This window comes from Paraburkholderia sp. BL25I1N1 (assembly GCF_003002025.1).
Taxonomy (GTDB): domain Bacteria; phylum Pseudomonadota; class Gammaproteobacteria; order Burkholderiales; family Burkholderiaceae; genus Paraburkholderia.
Genome location: NZ_PVZB01000015.1, coordinates 190,457 through 204,820, shown reverse-complemented (window position 1 = coordinate 204,820; position 14,364 = coordinate 190,457). Strand labels below are relative to the sequence as shown.

Below are 14,364 nucleotides of genomic sequence, written 5' to 3'. Positions count from 1 at the left end.
CGTTTCTTCATCGACGAGCCAGGTTTTACGGCAAGTCAAGCAGATGTCAATGGTGGCTGTAGCTCAGTTGGTAGAGTCCAGGATTGTGATTCCTGTTGTCGTGGGTTCGAGCCCCATCAGCCACCCCAAAGAATTCAATAGATTCAAATAGTTGAAGCATCCAAGCCGTTCCAGAATGTGAAATTCGGAACGGCTTTTTTGTTTTCGGAACGGGCGCCGGATAGGCGGAAAAAACGCCGCGTATAACCACTAAAATACTTCGCGGAAAGCGGTATTTGAGGCGTGCCGAGGCAATTCGGTTTTCGGCAAAAAACGTCTGCTCGGGAGCGCTGAAGGGCGCGCGACAACATTAGTTCATAAGTCCACTGGTTGGGGCGAGGACGGCCTCGCCGTCAACGACCTGCCGCAGGCCCGCGATATCTATCCGTATCCGATGAAGCGGTGCGGCACACGTCGGCCTCGATCCGAAGAACAGCGCAACCGTTACTCGCGCGCAGGCCGTCCAAGCGCGCTCGCTCGACCGAAAATACCATTCCAAATCCGGTAAAGGCTATTTGATTACGGCCACGCCGCCACGACCGCAGCGTGGAGAAACACGCAGACACTACCGCACTTCAGTTTAAACCGCCGACATTACAAATAAATTTCCGAAAATAAATCCAGCTTATTTCGAAAAAAAATATTCGGATCGGTTACCATTCGCCGTCTCAAAATAGCAGTTGCTAACCATGCCAGCGGTTTAATCGTATGAATTTTCATCTGTTGTCATATTTCAGACATATAACTTTCGTTATCCTTTCTTTTTCGCTGATTCAAACTACCGCTGGCCGTGAAAATAATTCTGACGCAATCCTTTCGGCGGATATTATTAATCCTCCGCAGAAAATCGCGTTTTGTCATGCTTCGACGATTGCCTTTTCGAAAGGGCATTTGGTGGCGGCGTGGTTGGCTGGCAGCAAAGAGGCCGCTAGTGACGTTGGTGTTTGGGTAGCGCAATACTCCGGAAAACAATGGGGTGCGCCAGTCCGGGTCGCAGACGGACGTTCGCCTGACGGTGAGGCTCTAACGGTAATTAATCCCATTCTTTTTTCTCCCAGGCACGGTCCGTTGATGCTGTTTTATAGTCGCGGGAAATTGCCGGCGGACTGGCATCCTTTCCGGATGACCTCGCTTGATGGGGGAACCTCATGGTCGAAGCCGGCTGCTCTTGGCCCTGGTATATCCGGACCGGCAAAAGATAAACCCGTCGAGTTATCAAATGGAATTGTAATAGCCGGGAGTAGTACCGAACATGACGGATGGAAAGTTCATTTCGAACGGTCCACGGATGGGGCGGCTACCTGGGAAGTCGAATATCCGGCGGCGGGCCCGCGTGCAATTCAGGCAATCCAGCCAACAATTCTCGACCATCGTCACGGCCAGTTGCAGGCGCTAGTCCGGACAAAAAACGGCTTTGTATTCAGCACCAGGTCGAGTGATTGGGGAAAGACGTGGACTGCTCTCTCGCCGGTGGATATTCCCAACTCAAACTCGGGTTTGGACGCCGTGACCCTGATCGACGGGCGTGACCTGATCGTCGCCAATCCGCTACCTTATGTCGAAGGTCGTTGGGACCGCCACAGACTGACCGTCCTCATTTCATCTGATCACCAGACTTATCACGAAGTTCTGGACCTTGAGAACGAGGCAAATCAGGAATTTTCTTATCCGGCGGTTATCCAGTCCCCGGACGGTCTGGTTCACGTCACGTACACATGGAAAAAGATTCACATAAAACATGTCGTGATTGATCCAAGCCGAATCCATTAATCCGATCAAACTTCGCTTCTGCGTCTGAGGCGCTGTGAGAAATCACAGCGCCGTTTTTGTTTTCGGGTTTGCGAGTTCAACGCCCATGTCCCCCATGGCCGCCACCGCCGCTGCTCCATGAACTTCCCCCGCCGCTGGCGCTGCCGCCGCCGTGAGATCCGCCATATCCGCCGCCGTGCCAACCGCCGCCGCCGTGCCATCCATTCCCGCCGTGCCACCCATGGCCGCCGTGCCAATCGCCGCCGTGATAACAGCAGGATCCACCCCAGCCGCCATAAATGCCGACGCTGCCATAAACCGGCGCATACGGCGGCCCGTACGCATAGCCGTAGTCAGGGTAATAAGGTTGTGCATAGCCGTAGTCGTATCCCGGCGCGACTGCGCATCCGGTCAAACCGGCCGTCACCGCCAACAGTGCCATTGATGCAATGAGCCTGCTCACGATTTTCTCCTTCGTATGTGATTGAGAAAAAACGCGCGCTCAAGAGTTCAGCGGCATTTGTGTCCGCAAATTACCGTTTGCGCATGCTATGGCGTGCCGATCCGGCATGCATGGCGATCGCAGACCGCAGCAGTGAGGCGCGGTGCGAAGCTTTCCAGACCTTCCATGCATGCGACGCTGTAACAGTTAGTTAAATTTTCGAAACGAAACTGTAGGGCGCGACTGTTAAGTTTGCTTCAGACAATTACCTTCGACTTCCAACCGTGCCGCTTTGCCGGGCTGGAGGAAAAGATCGCACTTCGCCACTGTCAGGACCGCTCGATGCGAAGCCTGCAAGAATCCAGCCGTCAATGAAGCAAGATCCACAGCCGGCTGCTGCATCGGAATTGCGCGCCGAAGGCGACGCCTGCGCCGCGCGCGGCGAACTCGACGCCGCGCTCCAACATTACGAAACCGCCCGTGCGCTCGATCCCACCGACCCGCTTGTCCAACAGCGCCTGGCGGCCACGCTCGCCGCGCTGAACCGTTTTCCCGAAGCCGTGGTCCGCTATCACGAAGCGATCGCGCTCGATCCGCGCGACACGCATTCGCACCACGGTCTCGGCTGGACGCTCGAGCAGATGCATCGTCTCGAACAGGCGGTGGACGCCTATCGCGAGGCGACGCGTGTGAATCCGCAAGCCGACGGCTCGCACAACAACATGGGCAACTGCCTGCAGGCACTCGGCCGTTTCGACGAGGCACACGAAGCGTATCGCCGCGCTATCGAAGCCGCGCCGCAAGTGCCGCTGTACTACCGCAACTTCGTGCAATCCAGGCGCCTCGCCGCCGACGATCCGGTGTTCCTCGCGATGGAGCGTCTCGTCGGCGACGCCGCTTCGTTCACGCCGGCCGATCAGGCGGAGCTTCACTTTCCGTACGGCCAGGCGCTGTCCGATGTGGGCCGCAACGACGCGTCGTTCGATCACTTCCTGAAGGGCAACGCGCTGCACCGCGCCGGCGTGCGTTACAACGAAACGGAAACGCTAGGCCTGTTCGCCCATTTGCCCGAACTAATGACTTCCGATCTGCTGGCGGCAAAGCGCGGTCTCGGCGACGTATCGCAGACGCCGGTTTTTATCGTCGGCATGCCGCGCTCGGGCTCGACCCTGATCGAGCAGATTCTCGCGAGCCATCCTCAGGTGTTCGGCGCGGGCGAGCGCACGGAATTCGGCGAGGCGCTGGTGGGCTGCATTCACCGCGATCCGGGCGATCCGTTGCGGATCGATATCGAAGCATTGGAAAACGTCGGCGCCGCGCCGTTGCGCACGCTCGGCGCGGACTATCTGCGTCGCATGCGCAACGCGCTGCCGGAACTTCAGAGCCCGACTCCAAATGACGAACGCGATCCGGCTGCGAACTACACGCACTTCACGGACAAGTATCCGTTCAACTTCATCAACCTCGGCCTGATCCATCTCGCGTTGCCGAATGCCCGCTTCATTCACAGCCGCCGCGCGCCGTTGCCAACCTGTCTGTCGATTTTCTCGCGGATCTTTCACGACGTGCCGTTCAGCTATGATCTCGGCGAACTGGGCCGCTACTATCGCGCGTACGACGCGCTAATGGCGCACTGGCAACGCGTGCTCCCCGAAGGTGTGATGATCGAAGTCAAATATGAGGAACTGGTCGACGATTTCGAAGCCAATGTGCGCCGCCTGCTCGCGCATTGCGGGCTCGACTGGGACGAACGCTGTCTGTCGTTTTATCAGACCGCGCGCCAGGTGAATACGGCCAGTTCCGCGCAGGTGCGGCGTCCGCTGTACAAGACCTCGCTGCAACGCTGGCTGCCGCGTCACGCCTTGCTGCAACCGTTGTTCAACGGCCTTGGCGCGGTGTTGGCGCCGACGCATCGCCAGGACGCCGGCGAGGTCGGCGAGGCCGGCGAGGTTGGGATAAGCGGCACGGAGCATCGCACATGAGCGCGTCGCGTGGCGCCGTGATCTGGATGACGGGGCTTTCCGGCGCGGGCAAATCGACGCTCGCCAACGCCTTGCATGACCGCCTGAAGGAAGCGGGGCACGCCGCGATCGTGCTCGATGGCGACGTGCTGCGGCGCGGGCTGAACGCCGACCTCGGCTACGCGCCCGAGGACCGTACCGAGAACTTGCGGCGGGTCGCGCATGTCGCGGCGCTGTTCATGCAGCAGGGCTTCGTTGTGATTGCCGCGGTGATTTCGCCTGAGCATCGGCATCGGCGCTCGGCGCGTGAAATCGTCGGCGACGGTTTCGTGGAAGTGTTCGTGAATGCTCCGCTGGGTGTCTGCGAAGCGCGCGATGCCAAAGGGCTTTACGCTCGCGCGCGGCGTGGCGAGATCCCGCATTTCACAGGCATTTCCGGACCTTTCGAAGCACCGCTCGCGTCGGATGTCGTGATCGAGAGCGACCGCATGCCGATCGACGAGTCTGTCGATCGCCTGCTTGCGCATCTGGTCGCGACGGGGCGTCTGAGCGGTTAGCGCGCTTCGTCCTGAAGCGTCGCGCGCCACACGCGGCGCGTGACCGTACACGCAGATTTTTCACCCCGCCCGCGGCATTTCCCTATACCGTTTCGATTTCTCGTAGACAGAAAGCAGGAAGGGTGAAGCGTCGATGCCGACATTGTCGATACGAAAAATCAGACTGAACGTCGAAACACTGGTGCTGGCAGCGGACCTGGCGGGTACGGTGGTGTTCGCGGTCGAGGGTGCGCTCAGCGCGATCCGCGGCGGTCTCGACCTGTTGGGCGTGATGGTGATTTCGTTTGTCGCGGCGCTCGGCGGCGGCGTGATCCGCGATCTGCTGATCGGCGATTCACCGCCGAACGCGATCCGTGACTGGCGCTATCCGGCGCTGACCTTCGTCACCGGGTTGCTGACCTTTATGTTCCATTCGACGGCGCAGCAGTTTCCCGTTGCGCTCGTCACCATGCTCGACGCGGCGGGCCTCGCGCTCTTTGCCGTGGCAGGTGTGGAAAAAGCGCTGCTGTTCGGGATCCGTCCGTTTATCGCGATGTTGATGGGCACACTCACCGGCGTGGGCGGCGGCGTGATACGCGACGTGCTGCTGGCGCGCGTGCCGCTCGTGCTGCACGCCGACATCTATGCAACGGCCGCGTTCGCGGGGGCGTTCATCGTGGTGGTGGCGCGCCGTGCCGGTTTGCCGCCGGGCCCGGCGGCGCTGGCGGGCGGCGCGGCGTGCTTCGTCTTGCGGATGCTCGCCGTGAACTATGGCTGGCATCTGCCGAAGGTGTCGCCGGTTTGAGCGATGAGCGTCGTCGTATGCACGCGCTCAGGCACGGCGCACTTCGAAGCCGCTTCGCGTTACCGCAACCACCCGGCCGAATGATGCAACGCCGGGTACACGCCGATAATGAATGCCGCATAGATCGCTGCCATGGTCACGCCGGCAGCGGTGCCCCAGATGTCGCGCGAGGCGGGCCCCTGGCGGAAATGCAAAGGCAGTCCGACGACGAGATAGCCGATCAGGAAGAAGATGATCACCGCCCTCACAGGCGAGAGGTCGTGGCCGATAAATTCGAGCAGTGCGGACAAGCTGAATTCAGACATGGACGGACAGGCAAAATGACATGCGGACGATGGCGCGAATGATGGAGTTCGCGCGAAGACCTACGTGGATTAAAGTCCATTCGGCGGCCAAGGTACAAGCAAAATACCGTGTAAATTTGTGCAGGCCGGCATTGCTTGCACGATGCCGACAGGGCGACTTTCATCCACGCTTCAGGGCGCTTCCCATCGCTTTCACCGCGAGGCGATCAACGCTTGCGCAAAGGCTCGAGCAGCGACTTCAAACCGTTGTGATCGATCTCGTGCATTAACGCCAGCAGCCGGCCGATTTCGCCGGGCGGAAAGCCCTGGCTAGCAAACCAGTTTAGGTAATGACCGGGCAGGTCCGCAATCACGCGGCCTTTATATTTCCCGTAAGGCATGACGCGCGTGACCAGCAGTTCGAGGTGTTCGGGATTCATGGCAGGCAGGTCGGCGCAGGGAAGCCGCAGCGAAAGATTGTGCGCGAAAAAATGGGTGACGCGCGCTGGAGCGGCATTTTAGCGCGCCAGGCAGAGCTCGGGCGGACATGGTAACGTCAGCGCTTTTCGTCAACCAATCAACAGGACAAGTTCGATGGAATACCGCAGACTCGGCGACTCGGACGTGCAGGTTAGCCTGATCGGTCTCGGCACCATGACGTGGGGCGAGCAGAACACGGAACAGGAAGCGCACGCCCAGCTCGATTACGCACTCGATCACGGCATCAATCTGATCGACACCGCTGAAATGTACCCGGTGCCGCCGCGTGCCGAGACGCAAGGTTCGACGGAGCGCTACATCGGCACATGGCTCGCGCAGCATCGCAGCGCGCGCGAGAAAATCGTGCTTGCCACCAAGATCGCCGGCCCGGCGCGTCAACCGCACAACCCGACCCATATTCGTGGCAAAGGCAACCAGTTCGACCGCAAGAATCTGACCGAAGCGCTCGACGATAGCCTGAAGCGTCTCCAAACGGACTACGTCGATCTGTATCAGTTGCACTGGCCGGATCGCAGCACGATGACCTTCGGCCGCCCGGCGTATCCGTGGGTCGACGACGCCTATACGGTGCCCATCGAAGAAACGCTGTCGGTGCTCGCGGAATTCGTCAAGGCGGGGAAGGTGCGTCACATCGGCGTGTCGAACGAAACGCCGTGGGGCGTCGCGCAGTTTCTGCGCGCGGCCGAAAAGCTCGGCTTGCCGCGCATCGTCAGCATTCAGAATCCGTACAGCCTCGTGAATCGCACGTGCGAAGCGGGGCTGTCCGAATACGCGCATCGCGACAACATCGGCTTGCTGGCTTATTCGCCGCTGGCCTTTGGCTGGCTGACGGGCAAGTATGAAGGCGGCGCGCGTCCGGCCGGCGCGCGCATTTCGCTGTTCGAGCGTTTTCAACGCTACAGCAAGCCGCAAGCTGTGCAGGCGATCACGCGTTACGTGGAGTTGGCGAAGCGTCACGGCTTGTCGCCCGCGCAATTCGCGCTCGCGTTTGTCAATAGCCGGCCGTTCGTGACCAGCAATCTGATCGGCGCGACTTCGCTCGATCAGTTGAAGGAAAACATCGCCAGCGTCGAGGTGAAGCTCTCGCCGGAAGTACTCGCGGAAATCGATGCGCTGCACGAACTGCAGCCGAATCCGGCGCCCTGATGCGGGGCCGTTGAATGCGAGCTGCGAGTGCGGCTCGCATCATGCGAACGTTTGATTTGCCCCGGCTGCATGGCCGGGCGTTCGCAAGGGATTCGCGCGTCGCTTCGGCGACGCTACCGCGTAGGCAGACGTGCTCGGCTGGTACTCCGCTCCCGCGTATTCAGTGATGGCGAACACCTTTGCCACGGCGCTGCGGGCGAGGCGGGATTCGCGCGTCCGTCAGCGGATTTTCAACTTCCCGCGCACCGCATAAAGCGCGAGCAAACTCGCCACCGCACAGAACATCAGATAGAAACCCGGCGCGAGCTTATTGCCGCTTGCATCGATCAGCCACGTGATCACGAACGGCGCAAAACCGCCGAACACCGTCACGCCGATGTTGTAGCTCACCGCCAAACCGGTCGCGCGCGTCTGCGTGGGGAAAATCTCCGACATCAATGCGGGCAGCGCACCGAAATACGTCGCCTTCAATATGCCGATCCAGATCAGCGCGAGCAGCATCGTCACGAACGAGGGATGCGCGTTCATATACACAAAAGCCGGATATACCGTCACCAGCATCAGCATGGCGGCCGTCCCCATGATGCGGATGCGTCCGAGGCTGTCGGACAGATGACCCGCGAACGGCGTGAGCACCGTGAGCACCACGCCGGTGGCGAGCGTCGCCGCGAAGCCGGTCGAGGCAGGCAAGTGCAGTTGCTTGATCGCGTAGGTCGGCATGTACAGGATCATGTAGTTGGCCGCCGTCGAAATGATCAGCGAGCCGACCGCCAGCAGCATGCGGACCTTCTGCGTGCCGAACAGATCGCGTAGCGGCGTGCGGGCTTTCGGCTCGGCGCTGAACTCGGCGCCTTCATCCACGTAACGGCGGATATAGAAACCCACCGGACCGATCGCGAGGCCGAACAGAAACGGCACGCGCCATCCCCATGATTCGAGTTGCGCGCTCGTGAGCTGGCTCGTCAGCACCGCGCCGAAACCGGAAGCGAGCAGCGTCGCCATGCCTTGGCTCGCGAACTGCCAGCTACCCATGAAGCCGCGGCGCTCGGGCGCATGTTCGACCAGAAACGCAGTGGACGCACCGAACTCTCCGCCCGCCGAAAAACCTTGCACGAGGCGCGACAGCATGATGCCCGCCGGCGCCCACAGGCCAATCGCCGCATACGGCGGCATCACGGCGATCGTCAGGGTGCCGATCATCATCAACGCGATCGAGAGAAGAAGCGACGCCTTGCGTCCGGCGCGGTCCGCGAGCGAACCGAGCACGAGTCCGCCGAGCGGCCGGATCATGTACGAGATGCCGAAGGTGCCAAGCGTGAGCATCAGCGAAATGGCTTCGGTGCGCGCCGGAAAGAACAGCTTCGCGATGGTCACCGCGAAGAATCCGTAGACGACGAGGTCGAACCATTCGAGCGCGTTGCCGATCGACGCCGCGAGAATGATGCGATGGACCTTCGCGGCGGATGGCCGCGCGGCGCTGGCTTGCAGGGTGGACGTGCTCATCGTGGACGTGCCTCGTGACGGATGCGATAACGGCGTGATGCGCCCGATTCGTGCGGGCGTCGCTTAAATAGCGGGGTTGTTTGTCGCGCGCGGCGAGTTTTCGCCGAGATCCCAGAAGAGGCCCGCCATGATCTGCAGACCTTCGCGCACGACCGGCCCGAGCAGGTGTTCGTTGGGCGCGTGCTGCGAACAGGCCGGATACGAGTGCGGCACCCAGATGGTCGGCAGGCCGAGCGTGTCGGCGAACACTTCGTTGGGCAGCGTGCCGCCCAGGTTCGGCAGCACGGCGGTCTTCTTGCCGGTGGTCTGTTCGAGCGAGGCAATCGCCCACGTGACCCACGCATCGTCCGGGTTCAGACGCGTGGCGGGGGCGCCGCGTTCAAGGTCGATTTGCACTTGCGAGAAGCCGTGTGCGTCCAGATGCTTGCGCAGATGCCGTTCGAGGTTGTCCCAATCGGTGCCGACCACGAAGCGCAACTGGCAATGCGCGAACGCCGACGACGGAATCGCATTGACCGGGTTCTCCGGGTTGCCGGCCTTGAACGCGAGTATTTCGAAGCTGTTCCAGCCGAACACACGCTCGGGTGCGGTAAGGCCTGGCTCGCCCCAGTTTTCGTCGACGTCCGGATCGCCCGGGCCGCCGCCTACCGTGATATCGGCGAGCGCACGGCGCACCGCCTCGGGAATCGGCGGCGGGCGCAAACCGTCGACGGCGATCACACCGCGCGCGTCGACGAGGCTCGCCAACGCATTCGCCAGTACCGTCGCCGGATTGCGCAGCAGGCCACCCCAGTTGCCCGAATGATGCGCGCCGTCGCGCAGATTCAACGACAGCCTGAAATTCACCGAGCCGCGCGAGCCGAGGAATACCGTGGGGCGGCGCGCGGCGAGACGCGGACCGTCGGAGGCGATCAGCACGTCGGCGGCCAGTTCTTCACGGTGCGCGTGGCAGATCGCGTCGAGTCCGGGCGACCCGGTTTCCTCGCCCATCTCGATCAGCAGCTTCGCGTTGAAGCCGAGCTTGCCGTCGCGCGCGGCCAGCACGCTCGCCAACGCGGCGAGGTTGATGCTGTGCTGGCCTTTGTTGTCGGCCGTGCCGCGGCCGAACCAGCGTTCGCCTTCGACGGTCACGGCCCACGGTGTCAGCGGCGCGCGCCACTGGCTGTCGTAGCCGCGCACCACGTCGCCGTGGCCGTAGATCAGCACGGTGGGCAGATGGTCGCCCTCGTGGCGCTGCGCGATCAGGAAAGGCCCGAAGCCATCCACCGGATTGGTGACGATGCGCGTGCTGAAACCGAGGCTTCTGGCTTCCGGCGTGATCTCGTCGGTCAGATATGACAGCAGCGTGGCGGCGCGATCGTCCTCCTGACTTTCGGTGCGAAAACCGACGCGCCGGTTGAGCGTTTCCAGAAAGGCGCCGGATTCGAAATGATGGGTGGCGTGCTCGATGGCCTGAGTGCGGCTCATGCGTGTCTCCAATGCGGGCGAATGTGGGGGCGGGCGGCGCGTGGTCGTTTGTCTGATGACGCTCTGACGCGGCCTGCATCTTCGAACCGATTCTAGGAGGCCGTTTTTTTTGTCACAATGATCGTCTTTCGAAGCTTGCGTTGCCGAAAAGGCAAAGCTCGCCGCGCGTACAGAAGGCGCTTGCGGATATCGGCGCGCCGGCGCTGACCGTTGAATGGGACAGCACACATGGCACTTTCGCTGCATGGCATCGCGCTGCGCTATTTCGTCGAAGTCGCCCGCACCGGTTCACTCAGCGACGCGTCCGCGCGGCTGCATGTCGCCGTCTCGGCGATCAGCAGGCAGGTGGCGCGGCTCGAAAGCGATCTCGGCGTCGCTCTATTCGAGCGGCGTCCGCGCGGCATGGCGCTCTCTGAAGCGGGCGAACGCCTGCTCGCCTACGCGCAGCGCAGCCTGCTGGAGGCGGAGCATGTGATGAAGGAGATCGGCGGCCTCGAGACTTTGCACGGCAGCATGATCAAGGTGACGAGTTCCGAAGGTTTTGCCGCCGACTTCCTGCCCACTGCGATGGCGAGCTTCCGGGTTCAGTATCCGGGCATCGACTTCACGCTCTCGGTTATGTCGCCGGGCGAGGCGACCCGTCAGGTGCGCGACGGCGACGCCGACCTCGCGTTGACCTTCAGCCTCGCGCCGGAGAAGGGCGTGAAAGTCGAGCACACGGAGCGCGCGCCGGTGCTGGCGCTGCTGCGCGCCGATCATCCGCTGGCCGCGCGCGCGAAGGTGTCGCTCGCCGACTTGCAGCGCTATCCGCTTGTGCTGCCCGAGCCGGGCACGACGATTCGTCAGTTGATCGACATTACCTGCGCGCTCGAAGGCGTCCTGCTCGAGCCCGAGCTGACCTGTAACAACAGCGGCGCCATGTATCGCTACGCACAGAAGTCCGGCGCGATCATGTTCACGGGTCTGCTGTCCGTGCGTGACCGTTACGCCGGCGACGGTTTTGTCGTAATGCCGCTGACGCATCCGCAGATGCGCCAGCGCAGCATCCAGGTGCAGACCATGGCGGGGCGTGAACTGCCGCAGTCGGTGAGGGCGTTCCGGGATCATCTGATCGCGGAAATCGCGGGTGCGAAGCCGGCGGATGCGACGGCCTCGAAGGCCGCGCGAAAGCGCGGCAGAGCCAAGGGCTGACGGCCGCAGCGCTTGGACAATCCACGCGGCATCAAGCCGGCGAGACTGCGATGACGACGGCCTGCGCGCGACCAACCAGGCCGGCGACATGCGTGCGATAGCGATCGATTCGCGACCGATTGAAAGGCAAATGTTGCAGCCGGATCGCGAATCACGACCTAAACTGTGGTGGACGGGGTGGGCTGAAAGCGCCGCAGTGCATGACCGGCAATGCTGCAGTGCATGGCGATGGTAGGATTCAGCCCGAAAAATGGAGAGCGGCGCGCGCTCGAATTCGCGCGCCGTCCACAACAGAGCGATAGGACCCAGGACATCGAATGGCGCAACAAAAAACAAACCCAAAACTTGAGCAGGCGCTGACGCGCGGGGATCTGGCCATCCGTCAGGCGAATTCGGCGCGGGCGACGGCATTGCTGCGCGCGTTGGGCAAGATGATCGTGGACGCGTCGGCCACCATCGGCGTGGAAGCCTTCACCCTGATTCCCGACGGCGACAAGATCTACGATCCGGCCGATGGCCTGTGGCCGCAGGAGCTGCAGATCTCGCTCGATGGCCCCGTCGAAGAGGCCGATCCGGATGAAGTGCGCACGGTCCGCCTGATCGCCGACGATCCGGGCACGGTGTTCCGGGTCGAGTGGCAGCGCGCCGACGGCAAGATCGGGCGTCAGGACGGCGGCCCGTTCGCCACGGTGGCGTTTATCTCCGACGTGGACATTCCGTGGACGGATGACGAGGACTGAGCGGGTCCGGCTCGCGGCAGGCGCTGATGTTTCGTCGGGCGCGGCGATCAGCGCCTGGCGTCTGTTATGGTTGACGGCCGGAAAACCTACTTCATCATCCGGCGGCGAAACAGAATCGCCGACACGATAAACCCGCCGAGTGCATACGCGGCCAGCACAGCGATATGCAACAGCGCATTATCGACGGGCCGACCCAGCATGGCCGGCCGCATCAGGTCGACCGCATGCGCCAACGGCAATATCTGGGTTGCGCCCCGCGCAACGGCAGGCAGTTGCGAGACCGGAAAGAACACGCCCGATAGCAGCAGCATCGGCGTCAATACCAGCGTCTGGTAAAACATGAAGAAGTCGTACGAAGGCGCGAGCGCCGTCACGACCATCGCGATGCTCGCGAACGCAAGCCCGGTCAGCACGATGACCGGCAAGGCCAGCAGCATCGACGGGAAATTCGCGTAGCCCAATGCGCCTGCCACCAGCATGATCGCCGCGCCCGAGAGCACCGATTTGCTGGCGGCCCAGATCACCTCGCCGAGCACGATGTCGCCGAGCGTCAGCGGCGTATGCATGATCGCTTCCCAGGTGCGCTGCACATGCATGCGCGAGAAGCCCGAATACATCGACTCGAAACTCGCCGACATCATCACGCTCGAGGCCACCGTGCCCGCCGCGAGAAACGCGATATACGACACGCCGTCGACATGGCCGACCATCAGCCCCAGCCCGAAGCCGAGGCCGAACAGATAGATCATCGGGTCGGCCAGGTTGCCGAACATCGAGGCGATCGCGAGTTTCTTCCACACCAGATAGTTGCGGCGCCACACCGCGATCCAGTTGCTGGCGTTCGCGGGGAAGGCGGCGAAGGCTTCCTGATTCGATGGCGTGTCGCCGGTCGTTTCGTAGGTGCGTGCGTCCATTGCGGGTCTCGTGCGTGTCTCGTGCGTGTCCCTGCGTGGTTTCTGTCAGGGCGTCGTTGTAGTTGCAGGGCGTTGCGTGCGATGCCGGTCTCGACCGATGCGCTTCAATCCTGCATCTCGCGGCCCGTGAGCCGCAGGAACACATCTTCCAGATTCGCCGGTCGATGCAGATAGCGCAGATCCGCGCGCTGCTTGAGCCGCGCATGCACCGGCTGCGCGTCGTTGACATAGCAGAACAGCGTCTCGCCGCTGATCTCGGTGCGCTCGACGAGCGGCGCCAGTTCATCGCGCAACGCGACCGGGTCGGGTCCGAAGATCTCGATCACATCGCAACCGATCTCGGAAGCGATCAACGCGCTCGGCGCGCCTTCGGCGATCTTGCGTCCTTCCTCGATCACGCACAGCCGGTGGCAAAGGCGTTCGGCTTCTTCCATGAAGTGCGTGGTCAGCAGAATGGTCTTGCCGCGCGCGAGCAGCGAGCGCAGCCGCTCCCAGATCAGATGCCGCGCCTGCGGATCGAGGCCGGTGGTCGGTTCGTCCATGATCAGCACATCGGGATCGTTGACGAGCGCGCGCGCCAGCGTGAGGCGCCGCTTCATGCCGCCGGACAACTCGCTCACGCGCGCGTCCGCCTTGCTTTCGAGCCGCGCGAATTCGAGCAGCGAAGGCGCCATCGCACGGCATTGCGCGGCGCTCAAACCGAAGTAGCGGCCGAACACCAGCAGGTTCTCACGCACCGTGAAGTCGGGATCGAGATTGTCGAACTGCGGCACCACGCCGACGCGCGCCCGTGCCACGCGCGCGCGGCCGGGGATCGGCTCGCCGCACAGACGGATCGTGCCCGCATCCGGCGCAGCGATGCCGAGCAGCATACGCAACGTGGTGGTCTTGCCCGCTCCGTTCGGGCCGAGCAGGCCGAAGCATTCGCCGGCGTTGACATGAAACGACAGTCCATCGACGACCGTTTTTTCGCCGTAGCTTTTTTTGACCTGATGAAATTCGATGGCGGCTTCGGGCATGGATCGAACAAGTCTCCAAGGAAGGGCGTGAATGACGTGAGTGGCCGGGGGAGGCGGCCTATTCTAG

The 14,364-nt window shown here is 62.3% G+C and carries 14 protein-coding genes and 1 tRNA gene; 8 read left to right on the top strand and 7 right to left on the bottom strand.

Going from position 1 to position 14,364, the window contains the following annotated elements:
• Positions 1 to 52: 52 nt before the first annotated feature.
• Both B0G73_RS23275 and B0G73_RS23270 read left to right on the top strand, forming a co-directional pair.
• Positions 53 to 128 (top strand) — tRNA-His (locus tag B0G73_RS23275).
• 619 nt (positions 129 to 747) lie between these two features.
• Complete coding sequence (locus B0G73_RS23270) at positions 748 to 1,809, top strand: exo-alpha-sialidase (RefSeq protein ID WP_106283601.1); 1,062 nt, start codon at positions 748 to 750, stop codon at positions 1,807 to 1,809.
• Between the two features lie 76 nt (positions 1,810 to 1,885).
• Here the strand turns inward: B0G73_RS23270 and B0G73_RS23265 are convergent, their stop codons facing one another.
• Positions 1,886 to 2,251 (bottom strand): hypothetical protein, encoded by a 366-nt coding sequence (locus tag B0G73_RS23265; protein ID WP_106283600.1) that lies wholly within the window; start codon positions 2,249 to 2,251, stop codon positions 1,886 to 1,888.
• Positions 2,252 to 2,601: 350 nt separating this feature from the next.
• On the opposite strand from B0G73_RS23265, the gene B0G73_RS23260 reads away from it, so the two are divergent.
• The 3 genes from B0G73_RS23260 (at position 2,602) to B0G73_RS23250 (ending at position 5,532) form a co-directional block, all read left to right on the top strand.
• Positions 2,602 to 4,212 carry a sulfotransferase gene (locus B0G73_RS23260; protein WP_106283599.1) on the top strand — a complete coding sequence of 537 codons (1,611 nt, stop codon included), beginning with the start codon at positions 2,602 to 2,604 and terminating at the stop codon, positions 4,210 to 4,212.
• A complete protein-coding gene (gene cysC, locus B0G73_RS23255) occupies positions 4,209 to 4,748 on the top strand; it encodes an adenylyl-sulfate kinase (protein ID WP_106283598.1) in 540 nt (179 codons plus the stop codon). The genes B0G73_RS23260 and cysC overlap by 4 nt, the downstream gene beginning before the upstream one ends.
• Positions 4,749 to 4,881: 133 nt before the next feature.
• A complete protein-coding gene (locus tag B0G73_RS23250; RefSeq protein WP_181196624.1) occupies positions 4,882 to 5,532 on the top strand; it encodes a trimeric intracellular cation channel family protein in 651 nt (216 codons plus the stop codon).
• Between the two features lie 59 nt (positions 5,533 to 5,591).
• Here B0G73_RS23250 and B0G73_RS23245 read toward each other — a convergent pair whose 3' ends face one another.
• Together B0G73_RS23245 and B0G73_RS23240 are read right to left on the bottom strand one after the other, a co-directional pair.
• Positions 5,592 to 5,837: a hypothetical protein gene (locus tag B0G73_RS23245; RefSeq protein WP_106283597.1), complete on the bottom strand. Its 246-nt coding sequence runs from the start codon at positions 5,835 to 5,837 to the stop codon at positions 5,592 to 5,594.
• A 206-nt stretch (positions 5,838 to 6,043) separates the two neighbouring features.
• Complete coding sequence (locus B0G73_RS23240; RefSeq protein ID WP_106283596.1) at positions 6,044 to 6,256, bottom strand: DUF3820 family protein; 213 nt, start codon at positions 6,254 to 6,256, stop codon at positions 6,044 to 6,046.
• 154 nt (positions 6,257 to 6,410) lie between these two features.
• On the opposite strand from B0G73_RS23240, the gene B0G73_RS23235 reads away from it, so the two are divergent.
• Positions 6,411 to 7,463 (top strand): NADP(H)-dependent aldo-keto reductase, encoded by a 1,053-nt coding sequence (locus tag B0G73_RS23235; protein WP_106283595.1) that lies wholly within the window; start codon positions 6,411 to 6,413, stop codon positions 7,461 to 7,463.
• A 219-nt stretch (positions 7,464 to 7,682) separates the two neighbouring features.
• Here B0G73_RS23235 and B0G73_RS23230 read toward each other — a convergent pair whose 3' ends face one another.
• Both B0G73_RS23230 and B0G73_RS23225 read right to left on the bottom strand, forming a co-directional pair.
• Positions 7,683 to 8,966, bottom strand: coding sequence for an MFS transporter (locus B0G73_RS23230; protein ID WP_106283594.1), 1,284 nt, complete (start codon positions 8,964 to 8,966; stop codon positions 7,683 to 7,685).
• Positions 8,967 to 9,029: 63 nt separating this feature from the next.
• Positions 9,030 to 10,433 (bottom strand): M20 family metallopeptidase, encoded by a 1,404-nt coding sequence (locus B0G73_RS23225; protein ID WP_106283593.1) that lies wholly within the window; start codon positions 10,431 to 10,433, stop codon positions 9,030 to 9,032.
• Positions 10,434 to 10,661: 228 nt separating this feature from the next.
• Between B0G73_RS23225 and B0G73_RS23220 the strand changes: the two genes are divergently transcribed.
• Together B0G73_RS23220 and B0G73_RS23215 are read left to right on the top strand one after the other, a co-directional pair.
• Positions 10,662 to 11,624, top strand: coding sequence for a LysR family transcriptional regulator (locus B0G73_RS23220; RefSeq protein WP_106283592.1), 963 nt, complete (start codon positions 10,662 to 10,664; stop codon positions 11,622 to 11,624).
• A 317-nt stretch (positions 11,625 to 11,941) separates the two neighbouring features.
• On the top strand, positions 11,942 to 12,364 hold the full coding sequence (locus B0G73_RS23215) for a hypothetical protein (RefSeq protein WP_106283591.1): 423 nt from the start codon (positions 11,942 to 11,944) through the stop codon (positions 12,362 to 12,364).
• Positions 12,365 to 12,450: 86 nt separating this feature from the next.
• On the opposite strand, the gene B0G73_RS23210 is transcribed toward B0G73_RS23215, so the two are convergent.
• Together B0G73_RS23210 and nodI are read right to left on the bottom strand one after the other, a co-directional pair.
• Positions 12,451 to 13,278 (bottom strand): ABC transporter permease, encoded by an 828-nt coding sequence (locus B0G73_RS23210; protein WP_106283590.1) that lies wholly within the window; start codon positions 13,276 to 13,278, stop codon positions 12,451 to 12,453.
• Positions 13,279 to 13,382: 104 nt separating this feature from the next.
• Positions 13,383 to 14,297 (bottom strand): nodulation factor ABC transporter ATP-binding protein NodI, encoded by a 915-nt coding sequence (gene nodI, locus B0G73_RS23205; RefSeq protein WP_106283589.1) that lies wholly within the window; start codon positions 14,295 to 14,297, stop codon positions 13,383 to 13,385.
• Positions 14,298 to 14,364 lie beyond the last annotated feature (67 nt).